This is a genomic window from Cellulosilyticum ruminicola JCM 14822 (assembly GCF_001311925.1).
In the GTDB taxonomy this organism is placed as follows: Bacteria; Bacillota; Clostridia; order Lachnospirales; family Cellulosilyticaceae; genus Cellulosilyticum; species Cellulosilyticum ruminicola.
In genome coordinates this window covers 13,681-32,714 of the sequence record NZ_BBCG01000018.1, presented here as the reverse complement: position 1 = coordinate 32,714, position 19,034 = coordinate 13,681, and the positions used below count along the sequence as shown (strand labels likewise).

General features: G+C 33.7%; 17 protein-coding genes. 1 reads left to right on the top strand and 16 read right to left on the bottom strand.

All coding sequences use genetic code 11. The features are described 5' to 3' along the window. Window positions 1–176: 176 nt before the first annotated feature. From JCM14822_RS08195 to JCM14822_RS08165, 8 genes are all read right to left on the bottom strand, one after another. On the bottom strand, window positions 177–854 hold the full coding sequence (locus JCM14822_RS08195; RefSeq protein ID WP_054741372.1) for a peptidoglycan recognition protein family protein: 678 nt from the start codon (window positions 852–854) through the stop codon (window positions 177–179). A 69-nt stretch (window positions 855–923) separates the two neighbouring features. Further along, complete coding sequence (locus JCM14822_RS08190) at window positions 924–1,817, bottom strand: hypothetical protein (protein WP_054741370.1); 894 nt, start codon at window positions 1,815–1,817, stop codon at window positions 924–926. Window positions 1,818–1,937: 120 nt separating this feature from the next. Further along, window positions 1,938–2,426 carry a dUTP diphosphatase gene (locus JCM14822_RS08185; protein ID WP_054741368.1) on the bottom strand — a complete coding sequence of 163 codons (489 nt, stop codon included), beginning with the start codon at window positions 2,424–2,426 and terminating at the stop codon, window positions 1,938–1,940. A gap of 17 nt (window positions 2,427–2,443) precedes the next feature. Continuing rightward, window positions 2,444–2,944: an anaerobic ribonucleoside-triphosphate reductase activating protein gene (gene nrdG / locus JCM14822_RS08180; protein WP_054741366.1), complete on the bottom strand. Its 501-nt coding sequence runs from the start codon at window positions 2,942–2,944 to the stop codon at window positions 2,444–2,446. A gap of 17 nt (window positions 2,945–2,961) precedes the next feature. Continuing rightward, a complete protein-coding gene (gene nrdD / locus JCM14822_RS08175) occupies window positions 2,962–5,082 on the bottom strand; it encodes an anaerobic ribonucleoside-triphosphate reductase (protein ID WP_054741364.1) in 2,121 nt (706 codons plus the stop codon). A 319-nt stretch (window positions 5,083–5,401) separates the two neighbouring features. Further along, complete coding sequence (locus JCM14822_RS08170; protein WP_330377414.1) at window positions 5,402–6,289, bottom strand: amidohydrolase family protein; 888 nt, start codon at window positions 6,287–6,289, stop codon at window positions 5,402–5,404. A gap of 44 nt (window positions 6,290–6,333) precedes the next feature. Further along, complete coding sequence (locus tag JCM14822_RS23785) at window positions 6,334–6,579, bottom strand: hypothetical protein (protein ID WP_330377413.1); 246 nt, start codon at window positions 6,577–6,579, stop codon at window positions 6,334–6,336. A 319-nt stretch (window positions 6,580–6,898) separates the two neighbouring features. Further along, a complete protein-coding gene (locus JCM14822_RS08165; protein WP_054741363.1) occupies window positions 6,899–8,119 on the bottom strand; it encodes a transposase in 1,221 nt (406 codons plus the stop codon). Between the two features lie 373 nt (window positions 8,120–8,492). Between JCM14822_RS08165 and JCM14822_RS08160 the strand changes: the two genes are divergently transcribed. Further along, the gene (locus JCM14822_RS08160) at window positions 8,493–9,842 is read left to right on the top strand and encodes an MATE family efflux transporter (RefSeq protein WP_054741361.1); all 1,350 of its coding nucleotides are present in this window, start codon (window positions 8,493–8,495) and stop codon (window positions 9,840–9,842) included. A 124-nt stretch (window positions 9,843–9,966) separates the two neighbouring features. Here JCM14822_RS08160 and panD read toward each other — a convergent pair whose 3' ends face one another. The 8 genes from panD to JCM14822_RS08120 all read right to left on the bottom strand — a co-directional run bounded on the left by panD (window position 9,967) and on the right by JCM14822_RS08120 (window position 19,032). Beyond that, window positions 9,967–10,362 (bottom strand): aspartate 1-decarboxylase, encoded by a 396-nt coding sequence (gene panD / locus JCM14822_RS08155; protein WP_054741359.1) that lies wholly within the window; start codon window positions 10,360–10,362, stop codon window positions 9,967–9,969. Between the two features lie 16 nt (window positions 10,363–10,378). Further along, window positions 10,379–11,227 carry a pantoate--beta-alanine ligase gene (gene panC / locus JCM14822_RS08150; RefSeq protein ID WP_054741356.1) on the bottom strand — a complete coding sequence of 283 codons (849 nt, stop codon included), beginning with the start codon at window positions 11,225–11,227 and terminating at the stop codon, window positions 10,379–10,381. Between the two features lie 3 nt (window positions 11,228–11,230). Beyond that, the gene (gene panB, locus JCM14822_RS08145) at window positions 11,231–12,067 is read right to left on the bottom strand and encodes a 3-methyl-2-oxobutanoate hydroxymethyltransferase (protein ID WP_054741355.1); all 837 of its coding nucleotides are present in this window, start codon (window positions 12,065–12,067) and stop codon (window positions 11,231–11,233) included. Between the two features lie 375 nt (window positions 12,068–12,442). Then, a complete protein-coding gene (locus JCM14822_RS08140; RefSeq protein WP_054741352.1) occupies window positions 12,443–13,684 on the bottom strand; it encodes an AI-2E family transporter in 1,242 nt (413 codons plus the stop codon). 18 nt (window positions 13,685–13,702) lie between these two features. Next, window positions 13,703–15,166 (bottom strand): aminoacyl-histidine dipeptidase, encoded by a 1,464-nt coding sequence (locus JCM14822_RS08135; protein WP_054741350.1) that lies wholly within the window; start codon window positions 15,164–15,166, stop codon window positions 13,703–13,705. Between the two features lie 40 nt (window positions 15,167–15,206). After that, window positions 15,207–16,565 carry a PFL family protein gene (locus JCM14822_RS08130; protein ID WP_054741348.1) on the bottom strand — a complete coding sequence of 453 codons (1,359 nt, stop codon included), beginning with the start codon at window positions 16,563–16,565 and terminating at the stop codon, window positions 15,207–15,209. A 94-nt stretch (window positions 16,566–16,659) separates the two neighbouring features. Continuing rightward, a complete protein-coding gene (locus tag JCM14822_RS08125) occupies window positions 16,660–16,929 on the bottom strand; it encodes an ACT domain-containing protein (protein ID WP_054741346.1) in 270 nt (89 codons plus the stop codon). 15 nt (window positions 16,930–16,944) lie between these two features. Beyond that, complete coding sequence (locus JCM14822_RS08120; RefSeq protein WP_054741344.1) at window positions 16,945–19,032, bottom strand: cell division FtsA domain-containing protein; 2,088 nt, start codon at window positions 19,030–19,032, stop codon at window positions 16,945–16,947. Window positions 19,033–19,034: the final 2 nt, after the last annotated feature.

Below are 19,034 nucleotides of genomic sequence, written 5' to 3'. Positions count from 1 at the left end.
CACAAAAAAAACACTCCTTACCTACAGAAGTTTTCCAAAACCCTAGTCGTAATTACTAATTTTTGCATTATTTTATTCTTACAAAAAAATAAGGAGTTGGCAAGGTATCACTCCTTTTACATACACTTCAAATGCAAAAAGATGTTACAAGCTGCAACACCTTTTTTATGACTTACTTATATAATTTCTATAGTTGGTATTTTTTCTACTGCATCATAACCTACTATAATATGTTCATCTGCTAAGTCACGTACTTTAATGTAATTAAAGCCATTATATAAAATACGTTCTACTTCTTTAACCGTTCCATTTATATTTATTTTTGTTGTTGTTACAATACTTGTCTCCTCTTCAACAATGGCTTCAAGGGCAGCTCCTACATCATCTTTAAGTTTTTGCCACGCACTTGTATTTTTCACATAATAAAGTGGGCACATTTTTCCAGTTACATCGTAATGCCTAATTAAATCTGTTTTAGGATTTAATTTATAACGATAACAAATATCTGCACATAATGCAACTAAACTATCATAGGTTGCTTCACTAAACTTGCCCTCCCATGTTGGATGACAATTTTCAATACCAATGCTATAGTCATTTGCATCATTTGCATGATAAGCCACTTCATCTTCTGGAACACATTGAATAATCTCGCCCTCTAATCCTACAATATAATGACTGCTCGCATAAACCTTATTGGTTCCTACTTTAAGTCCCTCAAAATAATTACGATTATTAACAGCTGTAGAGGTTGCATTACCTACCCAATGTACAACAACTTTTTTAACCGTTCCCAGTTTAATTTGTGGACGACTATAACGATTAGGTGTTAATAGCATTTTTTGAATGTTCATATGGCACCTCCTTCATTCATAATCTTACTATACTATATGTCCTAATCGTTAAAATTGTCCCTTTTCACTTTAGATTCGCTTTAACATCTCTTGATAAGGTAAATATGTGCCATCTGGATAGGTCTTACCTTGAGGTGTAAAGTTATTTTTTAAATAGGCTTTTAATAGCATAGCTCTTGATGCATATTTTTCTACTCCTAATTGACCTCTTAAAGTACCTATCGGCAAGTAACGTTTATTACTTAAATAAGTAGATAATATATTGGCGAACTCTTCAATTCCACTTAAAAGTACAGCTTCAAAATCTCTGTGCAAAGGTGAAACTTGAATTTGTTCAATATACATAGTGCCACGCTCATATTTAAAAGCCAAATAACTTTCTGGTGCAATTTGGGTACTCATTTCATTCATAAATAAATAAAGTTTACCTTCATTCTTCTCTGGAAGCCCCTTTAAAAACTGTGTCATTTCACCACATAAAACAATGATTCTTTCATCCATCTCTATAAGCTTTAAAAAATAATGATTATAAATCGATTCACATAATTGATGCTCATAAAAATATTGTAATTGTAAACACACACTAAGTAATTTGTTGTAAACATTTATTTTTTCATTTAATTCTTCTCTCAAGTGCTCTTTTAAATTATTTTTATACCAAAAATTCCCGTAACATGTATGTGGTGTACAGGTACAGGTCTCTTGTAAATTATTATTTTTAGAAAAAAGCACTTCTTCCATTTCTAAAGGAAGTGCCGCATACGCATCTAAATATGTTCCATTTATCTTTAATAATTCTTCAAAATTACTAGCCTGCAAAGCACGCCTTAATGCCATCTCTTTATTTTCAATGATCTGCAAGTATTTTCTCATCTTTTCAATTTCATCTATTAGACTTGCAATTTGTGTCATATAACATTGTCCTTTTATTTTTTGAGACCAACATCCCCATTTCTTATTCATAGACATGCCTCCTTTTTAAGGAAAACACCGTATTCTATATAAGTATATCACCTAGAACTTGTCAAAATGCAAAAAAAGCTGCGCATATATTAAATATACAAGCAGCTTTTAAATATTACATTATTTACCTGATGAACCAAGGGCACCTGTACCACGTTCTGATTCAAATTTAAGTAAATCTTCATAAGAGATTTCTTCGATTTTTAATTTAGGTACCTCTACCATAATACATTGGCAGATTGCTTTTTCATATGGATAAACAATTGCATCTTCAAATGTTTCTTTGCATGATTCTTTGGCAATCACAAGTGTTTTTGTATTGTGATTTGTAAGAGGGATAAACCATTCACCTCTATAGCCTGAATCAATGACACCACATCTTTGACCAATTCCCTTACTTCCTGTAGAACCACGTTCTTTAATAATTGCAACATAATCGCTTGAAAAAGCTGTTGCAAGTCCTGTTGGAATCATTTTTGTTTCATGAGGTGCAATAACTACATAGTCCTCTTCAAATAAAGCATAAATATCAAATGCACCATCTTCTATACGTTTTGAAGGAATGATTGCACCTTCTTTTGTTTTTGCAAAATAAATATTCTTGTTCATGGTCTACTCCTATATATTTATAATTCTAATAAGACGATTTGTTTTGATTTAAGGGAAGCTGGTACATCTATAATACGCTGATTTCTACTTCCTCTAAATTTTAACTGAATGTCTTTTTCCGTCTCTATAAAAGGTCCGTCCACCAATACATCACATTGCTTAAGTAATGTTAAGCGCGCTTCATCCTTAATAATTTCTTCAAAGACATAGCCTGAAAAGAGCCAAATTGTATGATTAGTTTCTAACTTAATGCGTTGTAATAAATGAAGTAAATCATTATCTCTTGTTTGTTGCATCGGTTCACCACCTAATATGGTGACCCCATGCACATTAGGATCATGTACATATGACATAAAAGTTGCTTCTGCCTCCTCAGACCAAGGATTTCCCGCTTTAAAATCTTGATAGTCCTTATTAAAGCATCCTGGGCAGTTATGTGTACATCCTGATACAAACAGTACCGAACGAATCCCAGGGCCATTGGCAATATCATACTTTCTCATTTGTGCATAGTACATATTTCATCCCTCATTTCTTATAAATGTAATACACGGCTCTTAATTTCTTGTGTTTTTCCTTTATTCCAGTAGTTTCCACCTAAGTAACCACAAGTACGACGGATAACATTCATCTTATTTTGATCTTTATTATGACATACAGGGCATTCCCATTCTAAGTCATCATTTACAATAATTTCACCTTCAAAACCACATATATGACAGCAATCTGATTTCGTATTAAATTCAGCATACTGAATATTGTGATAAATATAATTTACAAGTTGTCTTAAGGCTTCTAAGTTGTGATTCATATTTGGAATCTCAATATATGAAATACATCCCCCTGTTGAAATAGGTTGGAATTGACTTTCAAATTTAAGTTTTGTAAAGGCATCAATGTTTTCTCTAACATCTACATGATAGCTGTTTGTATAGTAGCCTTTATCTGTAATATCTTCGATATCTCCGAATTTTGCTTTATCAATCTTAGCAAAACGATAGCAAAGTGATTCTGCTGGACTACCATATAAGCCAAATCCTAGGCCAGTTTCAGCTTTCCAACGTTTTGTTGTATCATCTAATTTATGCATTACTTTAAGGGCAAATGCTTCTCCTTCTGGTGTCACATGAGAAACACCTTTCATAAGTTTTGTTACTTCATAAAGTCCAATATAACCTAATGAAATAGTTGAATATCCATCCATTAATAATGGATCAATGACAGCACCTTGTGGCAATCTTGCAATTGCACCATGTTGCCAGTGAATTGGTGATTCATCTGATAATGTACCTTTTAAAGCATTATGACGGCACATTAATGCATCGAAGCAAAGTTCTAAACGGTTATCTAATAATGACCAGAATTTTTCTTCATCACCATTAGCAATAATACCGATTTGTGGTAAATTTAAACTTACTACTCCCTGATTAAATCTACCTTCAAATTTATAGTTACCATTTTCATCTTTCCATGGTGATAAGAAACTTCTACATCCCATGCAAGAGAATACATTGCCTTCATAGATTTTCTTCATTTCTTTCGCTGAAATGTAATCTGGGTAAAGGCGTTTAGCACTACATTTTACAGCTTGCTCTGTAATATAGTCATATTTTCCACCTTCTAAACAGTTATGTTCATGAAGTACATAAATCAGTTTAGGAAATGTAGGTGTTGTGAAAATACCTTTTTCATTCTTAATACCTTGTAAGCGTTGTTTTAAAATTTCTTCAACAATGCTTGCCACTTCTTCAACATATTCATCATCTTCTTCAATGTTTAAGAATAATGTTACAAATGGGCTTTGACCATTTGTTGTCATTAATGTATTAATTTGATATTGAATCGTTTGAACTCCTGATTCTAACTCTTTGCGTAAAAGGCGTTCTACTGCTTGTTCTAATTCTTTAGCATCTGTAATGGCTTCACTAAGCATTTTACGATACTTTTCTTTACTACGTCTTAAATATTTTCCAAGGTGACGAATATCTACTGATTGTCCACCATACTGGCTGCTGGCTACTTGTGCAATAATCTGTGTCATAACCGTACAGGCTACTTGGAAACTTTTTGGACTTTCAATCATACGTTGATTGATCACTGTGCCGTTATCTAACATGTCTTGAATGTTAATTAAACAACAGTTGAATATAGATTGCATAAAGTAATCCATATCATGGAAATGTAGGATTCCTTCATCATGTGCTTGAACAATACGTGTTGGTAGTTTCTTACGTCTTGAAATATCTTTTGATACTTCCCCAGCAATGAGGTCTCTTTGTGTAGAAGCCATCATTGCATTTTTATTAGAGTTTTCATTCATAACCTCTTCGTTGGTCATATCAATAAGCCCTAAAATACTATGGTCTGTTGTATTTGTTTCACGTTTAAAGGCTTGAATTGCACGATACCCTTCATAAGATCTAGCTGTTAACTCGTGTCCATTCTCAATAAGTTTTAAATATACATATGTTTCAATTTGAAAAATAGTAGGTTCTTTCCCTAACTTTTCAAAGTTTGCTTCGATTTCATCTGCAATTTTACGGGCTACTACTTCATCTAAAACACCGCTGCCATACTTCATGGCTTTAATAATTGCACTATAAATTTTGTTTGCATCAAATTGTGCAACGCTTCCATCTCTTTTTATGACTTTCATTAATCAATCCCATCCCTTTGTTTATATTTTGGTTTTAAGGACTTCGTAGATTTTGCATGTGTAGCAATTTTATGTTTATCTTTTAACAAAAAAATATAAAGAGGCTATATATAGTACCCCTTTAGTCTATACATGCTATATCTGTTGTTTGTCTAAAACATTGTATCATAACTCTTTTTATTTTAGTAGCCTAAAATTACTAAAATATTTTTTTTAAAATACTTGACATTTTATATAAAAACAGCCGATGCCTTATTTTCAAGGCATCGACCATTTGTTCTCTTACGACAAATATTTAAGTTTTATTTTTATGAATTTTTTAATCTTGACTTTCTTCTTTTGCTTTATCATACAAAATTTTACCATTTATAATGGTATATAATGTATGAGTAAAGACTTCCATAGGATTCCCATCAAATATAGCAACATCCGCATCTTTACCCACTTCTAAACTTCCTACGCGGTCTGCTACACCACAAATCTCTGCTGCATTAATGGTAATTGCCTTAAGGCCTTCCTCTACCCCCAATCCTTCTTTCGCTGCAAAACCTGCACATATAGGAAGATATTGAATCGGAATAACTGGATGGTCTGTTGTAATGGCTACTTTTACACCTACTTTATGTAAAAGTCCCGATGTTTTAAAATCTACATTTTGCACTTCTATTTTGCTACGTGCTGCCATAGAAGGTCCTACGATAGCTGGGAAATGACTTCTTGCTATCGTATCTGCAATTAAATGTCCTTCACTACAATGGTCTAATGTAATGTTCACATCAAACAATTTAGCAATACGCAGTGCCGTTAAAATATCATCCACACGATGGGCATGTATTTTAAGTGGTATTTCTTTATTTAAAACAGGCAGCCAACATTCCTTTTTAAAATCTAATTCAAAATCCTTGTTAGCTTCTTGCGCTGCTTCTTTTTTCTTTTTATATTCCTTTGCTTCAAATAAGGCTTGTCTTAAAAGGGCCCCTATTGCCATACGTGTTACAGGGGATTTTTGTTGGTCACTATAATTCTTTTTAGGATTTTCACCTAATGCCACCTTCATAGCTGCTGGCTCTAATACGATAAGTTCATCTATAATGCGGCTTTTCGTTTTCATAAAAACAAATTGTCCCCCTACTACATTAGAACTACCTGGGCCAACCATCGTTCCTGTAATTCCAGCTTTAACCGCATCATCAAAAGCGGCATCCATAGGGTTAATCCCATCAATGGCTTTTAATTGAGGTGTTACAGGATCTACAGTTTCATTGCTATCATCCCTTCAAAAGCCTTTTTTTGCTCCGTAATCCCCACATGACAATGGGCTTCAATAATCCCCGGCATAACCCAAGCCCCTTGAACATCTAATACTTCCGCTTCTTCTGGCACTTCACTTATATGTTCCCCCACTGCTTTTATTTTATCATGTTCTATTAGTAGCTCTCCATGGTCATAACTTTTTCCCGCCATGGTTAAAATTTTACCATTTTTAATTAGTAGCATTAACTTTCTCCTTTATACATATTAGATTAATACTTTAAATTTTAATGCTACTATTATTCACTTTTATTAAACTTTTATGCAATTGATTCATCTTCTTTTAGAGTCATTAACCTACCAAGTCCTACTATCAAATAACATCCTATTTTAAAGTAATCCTATCTATAGAGCACTTTCGCTTATACTTTTTCCAAAACTAACTCTTAGCTATTTTTCATTGACATTTTTATTAATCTTACTCGTAAACCACTATTTTCCTTAAAGATAGGTAGACTTTCCCCTTTCCCCACTTTCTAATGCTATATTCTATTTTATCTTGACACTAAGATGTATTAAACCAGTATGCGCTACTTTTTCTTAAGTTACTAAGTTCTTTATCAACTAATCTTATTAATTCCTTTTGTGTAAATTTACTTTGTTTTAATCTTCGTACCATAAATAATTGCATTAAATTAAAGGCAATACTCATTAAATATACAATAGCAGTAGCAGCATTCATATCATGTATGTAACAATGTTCAAGCTCACAGTAGGTTTTTAAGTTATTGAAGATACTATTTTCTATATCCCACCTGGCATGAATCATTTTATAAATCGTTTGAAGTGCTATTTTAAAATCTGTGGTCATAACGACTACTTGTGTATATTTACCTTCTGCACTCTTTTGCTGAAACTTAATAAGTCTTAATGGCTTATCTACACCATTTAAACAAAAGGTTTCTTCATAGGCTACAATTCTTCTATTCCTTTTCTGATCCTGCCACTCTTCTTTAATTTCACTTTTATTAAGCCATACTTTCGCTTTCTTAATTGCAAAATTATGTGTCCCTTTTACTTGTACAATTGGTATTACATTACATGAAATGCAGTGATTAACCCATGCACTGTTACTTGCTAATGCATCATATACTACAACATCTAATAGATGTTTATGTTCCTTTGTTACCCGCGTTAATAACCTTTTAGCTACTGTTAATTCACCTTCTTCTTTTTTACTACTATCTACTAATCCTTGATACATTTCAAAATCTATGATTAACCTAGGTTTTTGCCCTACTAATGTCATAAATACAGCATTATAACTATAATCTATTTTTCCGTTTCTTTTTATTTGTGTCGCACAATGCTTACAAGATTTCTTTTGACTACCAAATAATCTTGTACCATCTAAAGCTGCTACTGTATAACCATCTATTGTTTCTTGATGCATAACTTTATTCTTTATACTCGTTTTGATAATCCCCCGATTAATTTCTTGAATCCCCTCTATTTCAACCTTTTTCAATGTATTTCTTATAGCATCTATCTGTGGTAACTTTGTCCTATATGAGACTAAATGTTGAAAATCTCCACTCTGCAATCGGTATTTTAATTCATTAAAACTTTTTATTCTGACTAAAAAACCAAATGGCACGGGAAGTATGACACTCGCCGTGCTATAAGTAGGATTGACCCTTGTATCTGTTAATCTCATAAGCGCATTTTCTATATCATAAACTTTCTTCATATAGCGAATAAGTTTCTTTAAATATCCCTTTCTCATGTTCACTCCTATTATTTTAGATTACACAACCAATTATACTATATTTCCATTTTTCATTTAATTCTAAAACCTAAAACACGGATTTTGTGACATATAAATCATCTTGGTCTATCTATTGATTTTGTTATCCTTAAGAAGTATAGACGCGAAAGTCCTGGTTTTCTAACTTAGTTCAAAGAATAGGAAAGTTGGCTTTGCATGAAAAACGTTTAAGACAAACCACCTATTCTAAAATAGAAGGTTATTTAGAACAACTTATTGTTGCTGGAAAAACTTATTCTTAAGTTAACGCCTATGTTTTATATTTTTTAACTTTATTTTTGATATAATATTAATAAACACAAAATATCTACTTAGATTAGGAGGCATTTTTATGATTACAGATATGACACAAGGAAGTCCTAGTCAAACCCTTTGGAAATTTTCTTTACCCATGTTATTAAGTACCATTTTTCAGCAACTTTACAATATTGCCGATAGTATTATTGCAGGCCGATACATTAATGAAAATGCACTAGCCGCAACTGGAGCTTCTTACCCGATTACCATGCTATTTATGGCCGTTGCACTAGGTTGTAATATTGGATGTTGTGTGGTTATTTCACAGCTTTTTGGTGCAAAAAAATACAATAAAATGAAGACTGCAATAAGTACTTCGTTCATTACTTTTACTGTTTTAAGCTTAACACTCACAGTTATTGGGCTTGTTTTTTGTAATCCCATGCTTCGCCTTTTAAATACCCCAAATGAAATTTTTAAGGCAAGTGGAATTTACTTACGTATATATGTATTAGGACTTGTATTTCTATTTCTTTATAACATTAGTACTGGAATTTTCACTGCACTTGGTGACTCTAAAACACCTCTTTACTTCTTAATTGCTTCTTCTCTAAGCAATATTCTTTTAGACATTATATTCGTTGTTATTTTCAAAGGTGGTATTGCAGGAATTGCATGGGCAACTTTCTTAGCACAAGGTATCTCATCAATCTTAGCTTTTACAACTTTGAATTGTCGCCTTAGAAAATTAAAAACAGATGCATCAAGTCCTTTATTCTCTACTCAAATGTTACATAGTATTACTTTAATTGCCCTACCTAGTATTTTACAACAAAGCTTTATTTCAGTTGGGAACCTATTCATTCAAGGGCTTATTAATAGCTTTGGTGCTTCTACTATTGCTGGTTACTGCGCAGCTATTAAACTTAATACCTTTGCCATTACCTCTTTTACAACTCTAGGCAATGGCCTTTCAAGTTTTACAGCTCAAAATATTGGTGCTAAGAAATTGGGCCGTGTTCAAAAAGGATTTAAAGCCGGCATGCTTTTAGCTTTATGTGTCGTCATTCCTTTCTTCATGACTTACTTCTTCTTAAATACCAAAATGATTGGTTTATTTATTGAAACTCCCACAGCTGAAGCACTTTTAACTGGTAAACAGTTCTTAATGATTGTCACACCTTTTTATGTTGTTATTTCAGTGAAACTTATTGCTGATGGTGTCCTTCGTGGTGCAGGCGCTATGAAGGCTTTTATGATTTCAACCTTCTCTGATTTAATTTTACGTGTTGCCATCTCCTATATCTTGGCTCACTTCTTGGGTGCTATTGGTATTTGGCTCTCATGGCCTATTGGTTGGAGTATCGGTTCAATCTTATCTTATTACTTCTACCGCCAAGGTATGGCGCATCAATTAGTGCGATTAAACTTCATTAATCTTTAAAATAAACATTTTTAAGTTAACACAAAATCTAAAAAATAAGCGATACAAAATCATCTCTTTTGTATCGCTTATTTTTTACAAATTTTTATGTCACTTAAAGACACTGTATAAAGTATCTTATCAACTACATATTTACTTTTTCTAACTTGCCATGCTTTTCATAACGCATTGTATCCACAATTTGATTTTTTTCATTTGTGAGTACAACATAAGGCTTATGACTTTTAGCTTCATTTTCATTCATTTGTGCATAAGCCATAATAATAACTAAATCACCTACTTGTACTTGTCTTGCGGCTGCACCGTTTAAACATACAATACCTGATCCTCTTTCACCTGCAATTGTATATGTCTCAAAGCGGTTACCGTTATTGACATCTACAATTTGTACTTTTTCATATTCTAAAATATGTGATGCTTCTAATAAATCTACATCTACCGTAATGCTTCCTACATAATCTAATGCAGCCTCTGTCACTGTAGCACGATGAATTTTTCCTTTTAATAATGTGAGTTCCATCTTCTTCTCCTAAAATTTATTTCATGTGATATGTAAAGTTATCAATTAATCTTGTTTTACCAATATAAACTGCAATAGCTACAAGTACAGATTTTTCAATCACTGTAACAGCTTCAAGTGTTTTAGAATCTACGACTTCTACATAGTCAATTTTAGCTAATGGCTCTACTGTTAAGATTTCTTCAATCACTGATTTAATTTCACTTACTTTGCGTTCACCAGCCTCACATCTTGCCTTAGCTGCTTGCAAACTACGACTTAAAACTAAAGCTGCTGTACGTTCTTCTCGTGATAAATATGTATTACGTGAACTTTTAGCCAAACCATCTGCTTCTCTAATAATTGGACAACCAATGATTTCAAGTGGCATATTTAAATCACTTACCATTTGTTTAATAACAGCTAGTTGTTGCGCATCTTTTTCGCCAAAGTATGCATGATCTGGTGTGACAATATTAAAGAGTTTACTCACAACAGTACATACTCCTCTAAAATGAATAGGACGTGTTTTACCACAAAGTCCTTTAGTTAAACCATTCATATCTACAAAGCTACAGAAATCAGGTAAATACATTTCTTCTGGTGTAGGATGAAAAATTAACGCAGCTCCTGTTTTTTCACAAAGCTCTGTGTCATGTGCTAAATCTCTAGGATAAGTCGCTAAATCTTCTTGAGGTCCAAATTGCATTGGATTAACAAAAATACTAACCACAACACGATCATTTTCACTAACTGCCTTAGCAATTAAGCTTTGATGCCCTTCATGTAAATATCCCATAGTTGGTACAAATCCTACACTTAAACCTTCTTTTTTCCATGCTTTAACTTGCTCTCTTACTTCTTGAATAGTTGCAACGCTTTTCATCTTTTAATCCTCCTTAGTAAGTGCTTCAAAATTTTCTTTTGTCATTTGAAAACTATGGGCTGTATCTGGAAAGACACCATCTGCCACTTCTGATTGATATTGTGTAAAAGCTGCTTTCATAGCTGTGCCGATTTCTACATAACGTTTTACAAATTTAGGTGCTATGCCTTCATACATCCCTAATAAATCTTGATAAACTAGAATCTGTCCATCACAAGCCTTTCCTGCACCTATACCAATCGTTGGAATGCTAATCGTTTCTGAAATACACTTAGCAAGTTCTTCTGGTACGCATTCCAAAACAATAGAAAATGCACCTGCCGCTTCTAAGGCTTCGGCGCTTTCAATTAAGACTTTTGCCTCCTTGGCTGCTTTACCTTGCACTTTAAATCCTCCAAAGGCATTAATAGACTGTGGTGTTAAGCCAATATGACCCATAACTGGAATACCTGCTTTAACGATTGCTTCCACTTGAGGGCATATTTCTTTACCACCTTCTAATTTAACGGCTTCTGCCCCCCCTTCTTTCACAATACGTCCAGCATTATATAGGGCGTCTGCTACAGAAGTTTGATAAGACATAAAAGGCATATCTGTTACAACAAGGGCCTCCTTCGCCCCACGTCTTACAGCCTTTGTATGATAAATCATTTGATCTACTGTTACACTTAATGTATTCTCAAGACCACAAAAAACCATGCCTAATGAATCCCCGACTAAAAGCCCGTGAATTCCTGCTTGATCCATCAGACTAGCTGAAATGTAATCATATGCAGTAAGCATGGTTATTTTTTCATTATTTTCTTTAGCACGTTTAAATGTTAAAATTGTTTGTTTCATTTCGTCCTCCCACTAAATATTCATTGGATAGTTTGAAAAGAAAACACTAAAATTAACGGGAGTGATTTATGCGAATATATTAGGCATCCTAATATATTTATCTTCAATATTCTTTATTAATGCAATCCCATTAAACTGGGTATCACTTCTCTTTAAAGGTTTTAATCATTTTACACAAGTCTTATTCTATTATCTTCTTATGCATATCTATAAGAAAATTTCTAGATATAAGCTTAAAAAATAAAAAGTAACTTTTAGTATAGTTCTTTCTAAGATACTATCCAAAGTTACTATAGCATATATAAATATGATTTTCTACAATAATATATTTTTTTATAAAATATAAACAATTTTATTTTATGTTACATACTATTTTTATGACTTTTCACTTTCCTCTTGTGCTGCTTCTTCATTCTTTAATGCGGTTTCACCATCAGGGAAAATCTCCGTCATATAACGTAATAGTAGGAGACGAATAAACCCTGCAATAGGTACACCTATTAACATGCCTATAAGTCCAAATAAATTACCACCTATTAATATAGCTAATAATACTACGACAGGATGTAATTTCACACATTCTCCCACTACTTTTGGTACTATCACCCAGCCATCTATTTGCTGAATAATAAGCATTGCAGCTACACCATATACAGCCTTCATAGGATTAGGGGCCATAATTCCTATAAGTCCTGCCAAAACAAAACCTATAACAGGGCCAAAATAAGGAATTAAGTTAAATATTCCTGCAATCACACCAATAATAATGGCAAATTCTAGACGTATAATGGTTAAGACAACACTTGTTAAAACGGCAATAATAATGGCATCTAAAATTTGTCCACGAATATATCCTGAGAAAACATAATCAATATCTTTTGCTAAAATTTCTACATGACGATACACTTTCTGCTTACAAATAGAAAAAGTTAACTTCTTTAAAAAAAGCAAGGCTCTCGCCTTATCTTGCAATAAATAAAAAGCAATAACTGTGGCTAAAAGCCAATTCATCGTATGCACACCAACCACTGTTAAAGACCTAAATAAATGCCTCGAAATACGCATAAAGAAATGATTAAAATAACCATATACCTTTTGTAATAAATGTCCTTGCTGCCCAATGCCAGGTACACTTGCAAAACTTACTTCTACTTTAGTCAACATAGCTTCAAAATATTGAATATATTTATAAAAGCTTATTTTTAATCCTGTTAAATTAGTTGATCCCATCATATCTTGTACATTAAGCACAATCATTAATACAAATAAAGCAACTACTAATAAAACCGTTATAAAACTAAAGAGCGTTGCCCATGTACGCATTGGCAAACGCTCTTTAGTTTCTTCTTTATGTTTGAACGCAAAATGCCATTTGAAGTCTTGAAGACGTATACAACGCTTATCATAAAATTTCACAATAGGATCTAATAAATAAGCAATAATTATGCCATAAATAAGAGGAGCTAGTAAAGCTAAAAACGCCCATACAATATGTCTTATCCACTCTATAACTAGTTTTATATTTAAAAGTCCTAAAGTTGCTGCAATAAGGGCAAAACCCGTCCAAAAAACATAAACCGCAAGGGTTAATAAATGGTTATTACGTTCAATTTTCATAATAGGTGCCTCCGTGTTTTAGTTCGCACCTAGTTTTTCCAAAAGTTTTACAAGATATGCATACACTCTTTCCATAGAAGAAATGCTTGCACGTTCTTGTGGTGAATGAATATCTTTTACATTTGGCCCAAAGCTAATCATATCAAGTCCTGGTAATTTCTCAGAAATGAAACCACACTCAAGTCCAGCATGAATAGCTGTAACACTTGGTTTTTTATCATACATTTCTTCAAAGAGTTCTACTGCTAAATCTCTTACTTTAGATTCAGCATTGTATTGCCATGCTGGATAATCACCAGTTACAACGCAGCTTGCGCCACATTGACGGCTTAATGCTTCAAGTTTATGAATTACTTCCCATTTACGTGTTGCCACGCTACTTCTTACTGCACTGCCAAAACGCACTACATTTTCTTCTGTTTGAAGAATACCTAAGTTAAGAGAAGTTTGTACTAAACCTGCCATATGTTTATCATAGCCCATAATGCCATTTGGAATAGTTAAGATAAAGTCAATCACTTTATCAGTTAATGCTACTGTAAAGTTTTGTGCTGCTTTATCTACTTTTTGTACTGTAATTTGAATATTACTATCTTGTACGCTGTATTCTTCTTTGAAGCAGCCATTCATTTCTAATGCCACTTCATTTACAAGTTTTGCATATTCTGGTACAATATTAATTTTAGCTTCACATTCTCTTGTGATTACATTGTCTTTTGTACCACCTGTGATTTCACAAAGTTTAAACTCACATTTTGCACGTAAAGCATCTAAATAACGTCCCATTAAAATATGTGCATTTGCTCTTTCATGATGAATTTCCGCACCTGAGTGTCCACCTACTAAACCATTGATGATGATTTCATAAGTTTCATCTGCATCAGCTGCTGCTTCTTCTGTTTTAGGGAATGTCATATACACTTTTGCGCCACCAGCACAGCTTACTAAAAACTCACCTTCTACATCTGTATCTAAGTTTACTAAAATACGTCCATCTAAATATTCAGGGTGAAGGGCTGACACACCAGTCATTCCACGTTCTTCATCTGTTGTCATTAGACATTCAAGTGCTGGATGCTCAAGCGTATTATCTGCTAAGATAGCCATTTGATAAGCAATTGCAATTCCGTTATCCCCGCCAAGTGTTGTGCCTCTCGCTGCAAGCCAATCTCCATCTACATAAAGATCTAAACCATCTTTTGCAAAGTCGTGTACTGTTTCCTTATTTTTTTCACATACCATATCCATGTGACCTTGTAAAATCACTGTTGGTGCATCTTCAAAACCTTTTGTTGCTGGTTTTTTAATGTAAATATTATAAGCTTCATCTTGTTTCACTTCTAAGCCTAAATCTTTTGCAAATTGAACCATATAATCACTGATTGCTTTTTCATTACCAGATTCTCTCGGAATACTACTAATGGCCTCAAAATATTTAAATATGCTTTGTTGTCTTAAATCTTCTAATGTCTTATTTGGCATGTTTGCCCCTTCTTTCTTTATCTACTAAATTTTTTACATTTTAGTTTTTGAAACTGTGAATTGGTGCTGGAATTCTACCGCCACGTGCGATAAAGTCATCACATTTATATGGATTGACACGCATAATTGGTGCATATCCAAGTAAACCACCAAATTCTACTTGTTCTCCTACTTCTTTACCAATAACAGGAATAATCCTTACAGCAGTTGTTTTTGCATTAATCATACCGATAGCCATTTCATCTGCAATCATGCCTGAAATAGTTTTACTACTTGTGCTACCTGGAATAGCAATCATATCAAGACCTACTGAACATACACAAGTCATCGCCTCTAATTTTTCAAGTGTTAATGCACCGCAGCTTGCTGCCTCAATCATGGCATGATCTTCACTTACTGGAATGAATGCACCACTTAATCCACCTACATATGAAGAAGCCATAACACCACCTTTTTTAACACTATCATTTAATAATGCGAGAGCTGCTGTTGTCCCTGGTGCACCTGCTTTTTCAAGTCCCATTTCTTCAAAAATTTCAGCAATACTATCACCAACTGCTGGTGTTGGTGCTAAAGATAAATCCACAATTCCAAAAGGTACATCTAAGATACCTGCTGCTTCTTTAGCAACCATTTGACCTGCACGTGTAATTTTAAAAGCTGTACGTTTTACTTGTTCACAAAGTGTTTCAAAATCTGCACCTCTTACGCTTTCAAGGGCTTTTTTAACAACACCTGGTCCACTGACACCTACATTTAAAACCACATCTTTTTCACCGACACCATGAAATGCACCTGCCATGAATGGGTTATCTTCTGGCGCATTACAAAATACTACAAGCTTTGCACATCCAATGCTGCCACGATCTTTTGTACGATCTGCAGTTAATTTAATAATTTCACCAAGACGTCCTACCGCATCCATATTAATCCCTGTACGTGTACTACCTACGTTTACAGAAGAACATACAAAGTCTGTAACATCTAATGCTTCTGGAATAGATTCTATAAGCACAGTATCTGCATTTGAACATCCTTTATGCACGAGCGCTGAGAAGCCACCAATAAAGTTAACACCTACAGTTTTTGCAGCGCGGTCTAATACTTTTGCAATTGGTACATAAGAGTTTGCTTTTGTAGCCCCACCAATTAAAGCAATTGGTGTAACTGAAATACGTTTATTCACAATAGGAATACCATATTTTTTTGAAATTTGTTCACCTGTTACAACAAGATTTTCAGCTTGTCTTGTAATTTTTTCATAGACATTATTACAGAGTTTATCCATATCATCGCTAATACAATCCATAAGATTAATTCCCATAGTAATCGTACGAATGTCTAGATTTGATTCTTGAATCATTTTATTAGTTTCTTGTACTTCATATTTTGAAATCATATTATATTCCTTTCTATGCTAAAAACACCTTCTCTTGCCCCAATTAATTTATTGCCTTTATCATATAAAGATTTAATCATATAAATTTTCTCTCTTAAATACGATGCATACTATCAAAAATTTCTTCGTTTTGTAGCTTGATACTTACACCAATTTCTGTTCCAAGTTTTTCCAAGCTATCTACGACTTGTGCAAAGCTTTGTTTCGCATTTGTAAGGTCTACAATCATCATCATATTAAAGTACCCTTGTACGATCGTTTGTGAAATATCTAAAATGTTAATTTCTTGTTCACTTAATAATGTACACACCTTACCAATAATACCTACTTTGTCTTTTCCAACTACTGTAATAATCCCTTTCATGTCTCCATCCTCCTGTTATCTTTTCCAATAAATTTCCAATGTATCACCATTTTGTAATACATCAACTAGTGTCGCTGGCATACCATTGCGTATGAGCTGCACTGTACCTTGTGGTTTCGTTAAATCAAAATCTATAAAATCAAATATATTTGCTAAAATATACGTTGACTCCTGAGCTGGCAACTGAACCATCTGCCCATTGGCCATAATATATAGATTCTGTGTTTGAGATTTTAGTGAGGTTTCCTCTTGAACATCAACTTGTGCGCTCTCTTTTTCGCCCTCACCGCTTTCAGCCATGTTCTCTTCTTGTGGCAATAGTGTATCATTGATATTGTCACAAGTCTCTTCATGGATTTCATCTTTCTCAAGCACATCAATTAAAATCACATCATTTGACATTAATTTATATGTTTCAGGTACAACTTCTAGATTAACTGTTACAACTTGATTCTCCATATTATAATTTAACGCTTTTAAGAGTTCATCAAGTGTTTTAATTTCTAAAAGCTCCAATGTCACTGCTTCTTCAATTGGCGTTTCATAACTTACAATTTCATCATTTAAAAGGGCCAATGGTAACATATACTGAGTGCCATTAACAGTTACACTGTATGTACTTTCTACATAGTCACCCACTTTGGCTATGCCATCTTGACCAGCTGTCGCAAATTCCACTACAATGTGGTCACCTTCTACAACATGATCATTAATTGTAGCAAGTGCACCATTTAAGGTAATCGTAGCTGGTGTACCTTTTTCGCCTTTCACACGAATACGTTCCCCATTCAATTTAAACATTAGTGTTTTACCACGTTGTGGGAAAATAGCTGTATGTTCAATCCCACTTGCTACAATGGCATCTAAAATACTCAATTTTTTAGCATTTAAAAGCTGTACTTGCTTTCCATTTAAAGTGACCATTGTAAATTCACTATAACGATTTTCAAGAGCAGTCATACAGATTCCTAAAGGTGTAATCATATCTGGACTATTCGGAATATCTGCCTCATCTTTAATTTTTACAAGATGTTCTGTAGAACGTGTCGCCACACGCTGATTTAAAAGTTCAAGCAAGTTTGCAAGTCTTTCTGGAACATTGCTCATCTCACTACCACCACCTACACAGAAAACAGCATTTGGTGCCATAGCACCATTTAGCTCTAAAATCTTGTCTGAAATACTTTGTGTTAAAGTGGACATAACTTCTGCAATAGTTTTTTCTAAGTCTTTTACACTAACTTCTTGTGGCAGGCCTAAAATATCATTAAACACGATAGAATCTGCCACTTTCATTTGTTGTTTCATATATTCTGCTGTTTGGAAATCAACTAAATACTTATGTACAATCGCTTCTGTTACTTCGTCACCTGCATAAGGAATCATGCCATATGCCACAACGCTCCCCTCTTTTGTAATAGCAATATCGGATGTTCCTGCCCCAATATCTACAAGGGCTAAATTTAATAAACGAATATTTTCTGGAATTACTGCATTAATAGCTGCAATTGGCTCTAATGTTAAATGACTTACAGTAAGCTCAGCACGTTCTGTTACAGCATATAAACTGTCAATAACTTGTTTTGGTAAAAAGGTTGCTAAAAGACGTGCACCTATGCGTGTCCCTTTATGTCCTTCTAGGTTTGACATTTCATAGTCATCTAAGTAGTACTTAATCACTGAATAAGCCACACAGAAATAATCTGTTTCACCACTTACAGCTTTTTGCATTTTCTTAGCTTTTTCCACACCTTCTAATTCTAAATGATGTACATTAGCTAATGTAAATTCTTGTGCTTCCTCATAATCATGCATCACTCCCACAATCTGTGTACTAAGTGAACGTCCCGCTGCCGCAATAGCTACTTCTGTAAGCTTTGTATCTAATTTCTGTTCTAAAGCAGCTTTTACTTCATAAACGGTTTTAGCAACTTTACCGATATCATGAATTTGTCCATCTAACATAGCACGTTCTTCATGCTCACGTCTTTCATATGCTACAATGACGAAGTCATTTCCATCTTTATAACCTACTACCCCAATAACTGTACGTGTACCAATATCTAGGCCAAAGCACAATGTCTCTTTTATGTAATCTTTCATAG

Coding starts and splice junctions, on each gene's coding strand:
- JCM14822_RS08125 (WP_054741346.1), bottom strand. CDS start 16,929: ATGAAAGGGATTATTACAGTAGTTGGAAAAGACAAAGTAGGTATTATT.
- nrdG (WP_054741366.1), bottom strand. CDS start 2,944: ATGTACTATGCACAAATGAGAAAGTATGATATTGCCAATGGCCCTGGG.
- panB (WP_054741355.1), bottom strand. CDS start 12,067: ATGAAACAAACAATTTTAACATTTAAACGTGCTAAAGAAAATAATGAA.
- JCM14822_RS08130 (WP_054741348.1), bottom strand. CDS start 16,565: ATGATTTCAAAATATGAAGTACAAGAAACTAATAAAATGATTCAAGAA.
- JCM14822_RS08140 (WP_054741352.1), bottom strand. CDS start 13,684: ATGAAAATTGAACGTAATAACCATTTATTAACCCTTGCGGTTTATGTT.
- JCM14822_RS08190 (WP_054741370.1), bottom strand. CDS start 1,817: ATGAATAAGAAATGGGGATGTTGGTCTCAAAAAATAAAAGGACAATGT.
- JCM14822_RS08185 (WP_054741368.1), bottom strand. CDS start 2,426: ATGAACAAGAATATTTATTTTGCAAAAACAAAAGAAGGTGCAATCATT.
- JCM14822_RS23785 (WP_330377413.1), bottom strand. CDS start 6,579: ATGCTACTAATTAAAAATGGTAAAATTTTAACCATGGCGGGAAAAAGT.
- JCM14822_RS08120 (WP_054741344.1), bottom strand. CDS start 19,032: ATGAAAGATTACATAAAAGAGACATTGTGCTTTGGCCTAGATATTGGT.
- panD (WP_054741359.1), bottom strand. CDS start 10,362: ATGGAACTCACATTATTAAAAGGAAAAATTCATCGTGCTACAGTGACA.
- JCM14822_RS08165 (WP_054741363.1), bottom strand. CDS start 8,119: ATGAGAAAGGGATATTTAAAGAAACTTATTCGCTATATGAAGAAAGTT.
- nrdD (WP_054741364.1), bottom strand. CDS start 5,082: ATGAAAGTCATAAAAAGAGATGGAAGCGTTGCACAATTTGATGCAAAC.
- JCM14822_RS08195 (WP_054741372.1), bottom strand. CDS start 854: ATGAACATTCAAAAAATGCTATTAACACCTAATCGTTATAGTCGTCCA.
- JCM14822_RS08160 (WP_054741361.1), top strand. CDS start 8,493: ATGATTACAGATATGACACAAGGAAGTCCTAGTCAAACCCTTTGGAAA.
- JCM14822_RS08170 (WP_330377414.1), bottom strand. CDS start 6,289: ATGGATGCCGCTTTTGATGATGCGGTTAAAGCTGGAATTACAGGAACG.
- JCM14822_RS08135 (WP_054741350.1), bottom strand. CDS start 15,166: ATGCCAAATAAGACATTAGAAGATTTAAGACAACAAAGCATATTTAAA.
- panC (WP_054741356.1), bottom strand. CDS start 11,227: ATGAAAAGCGTTGCAACTATTCAAGAAGTAAGAGAGCAAGTTAAAGCA.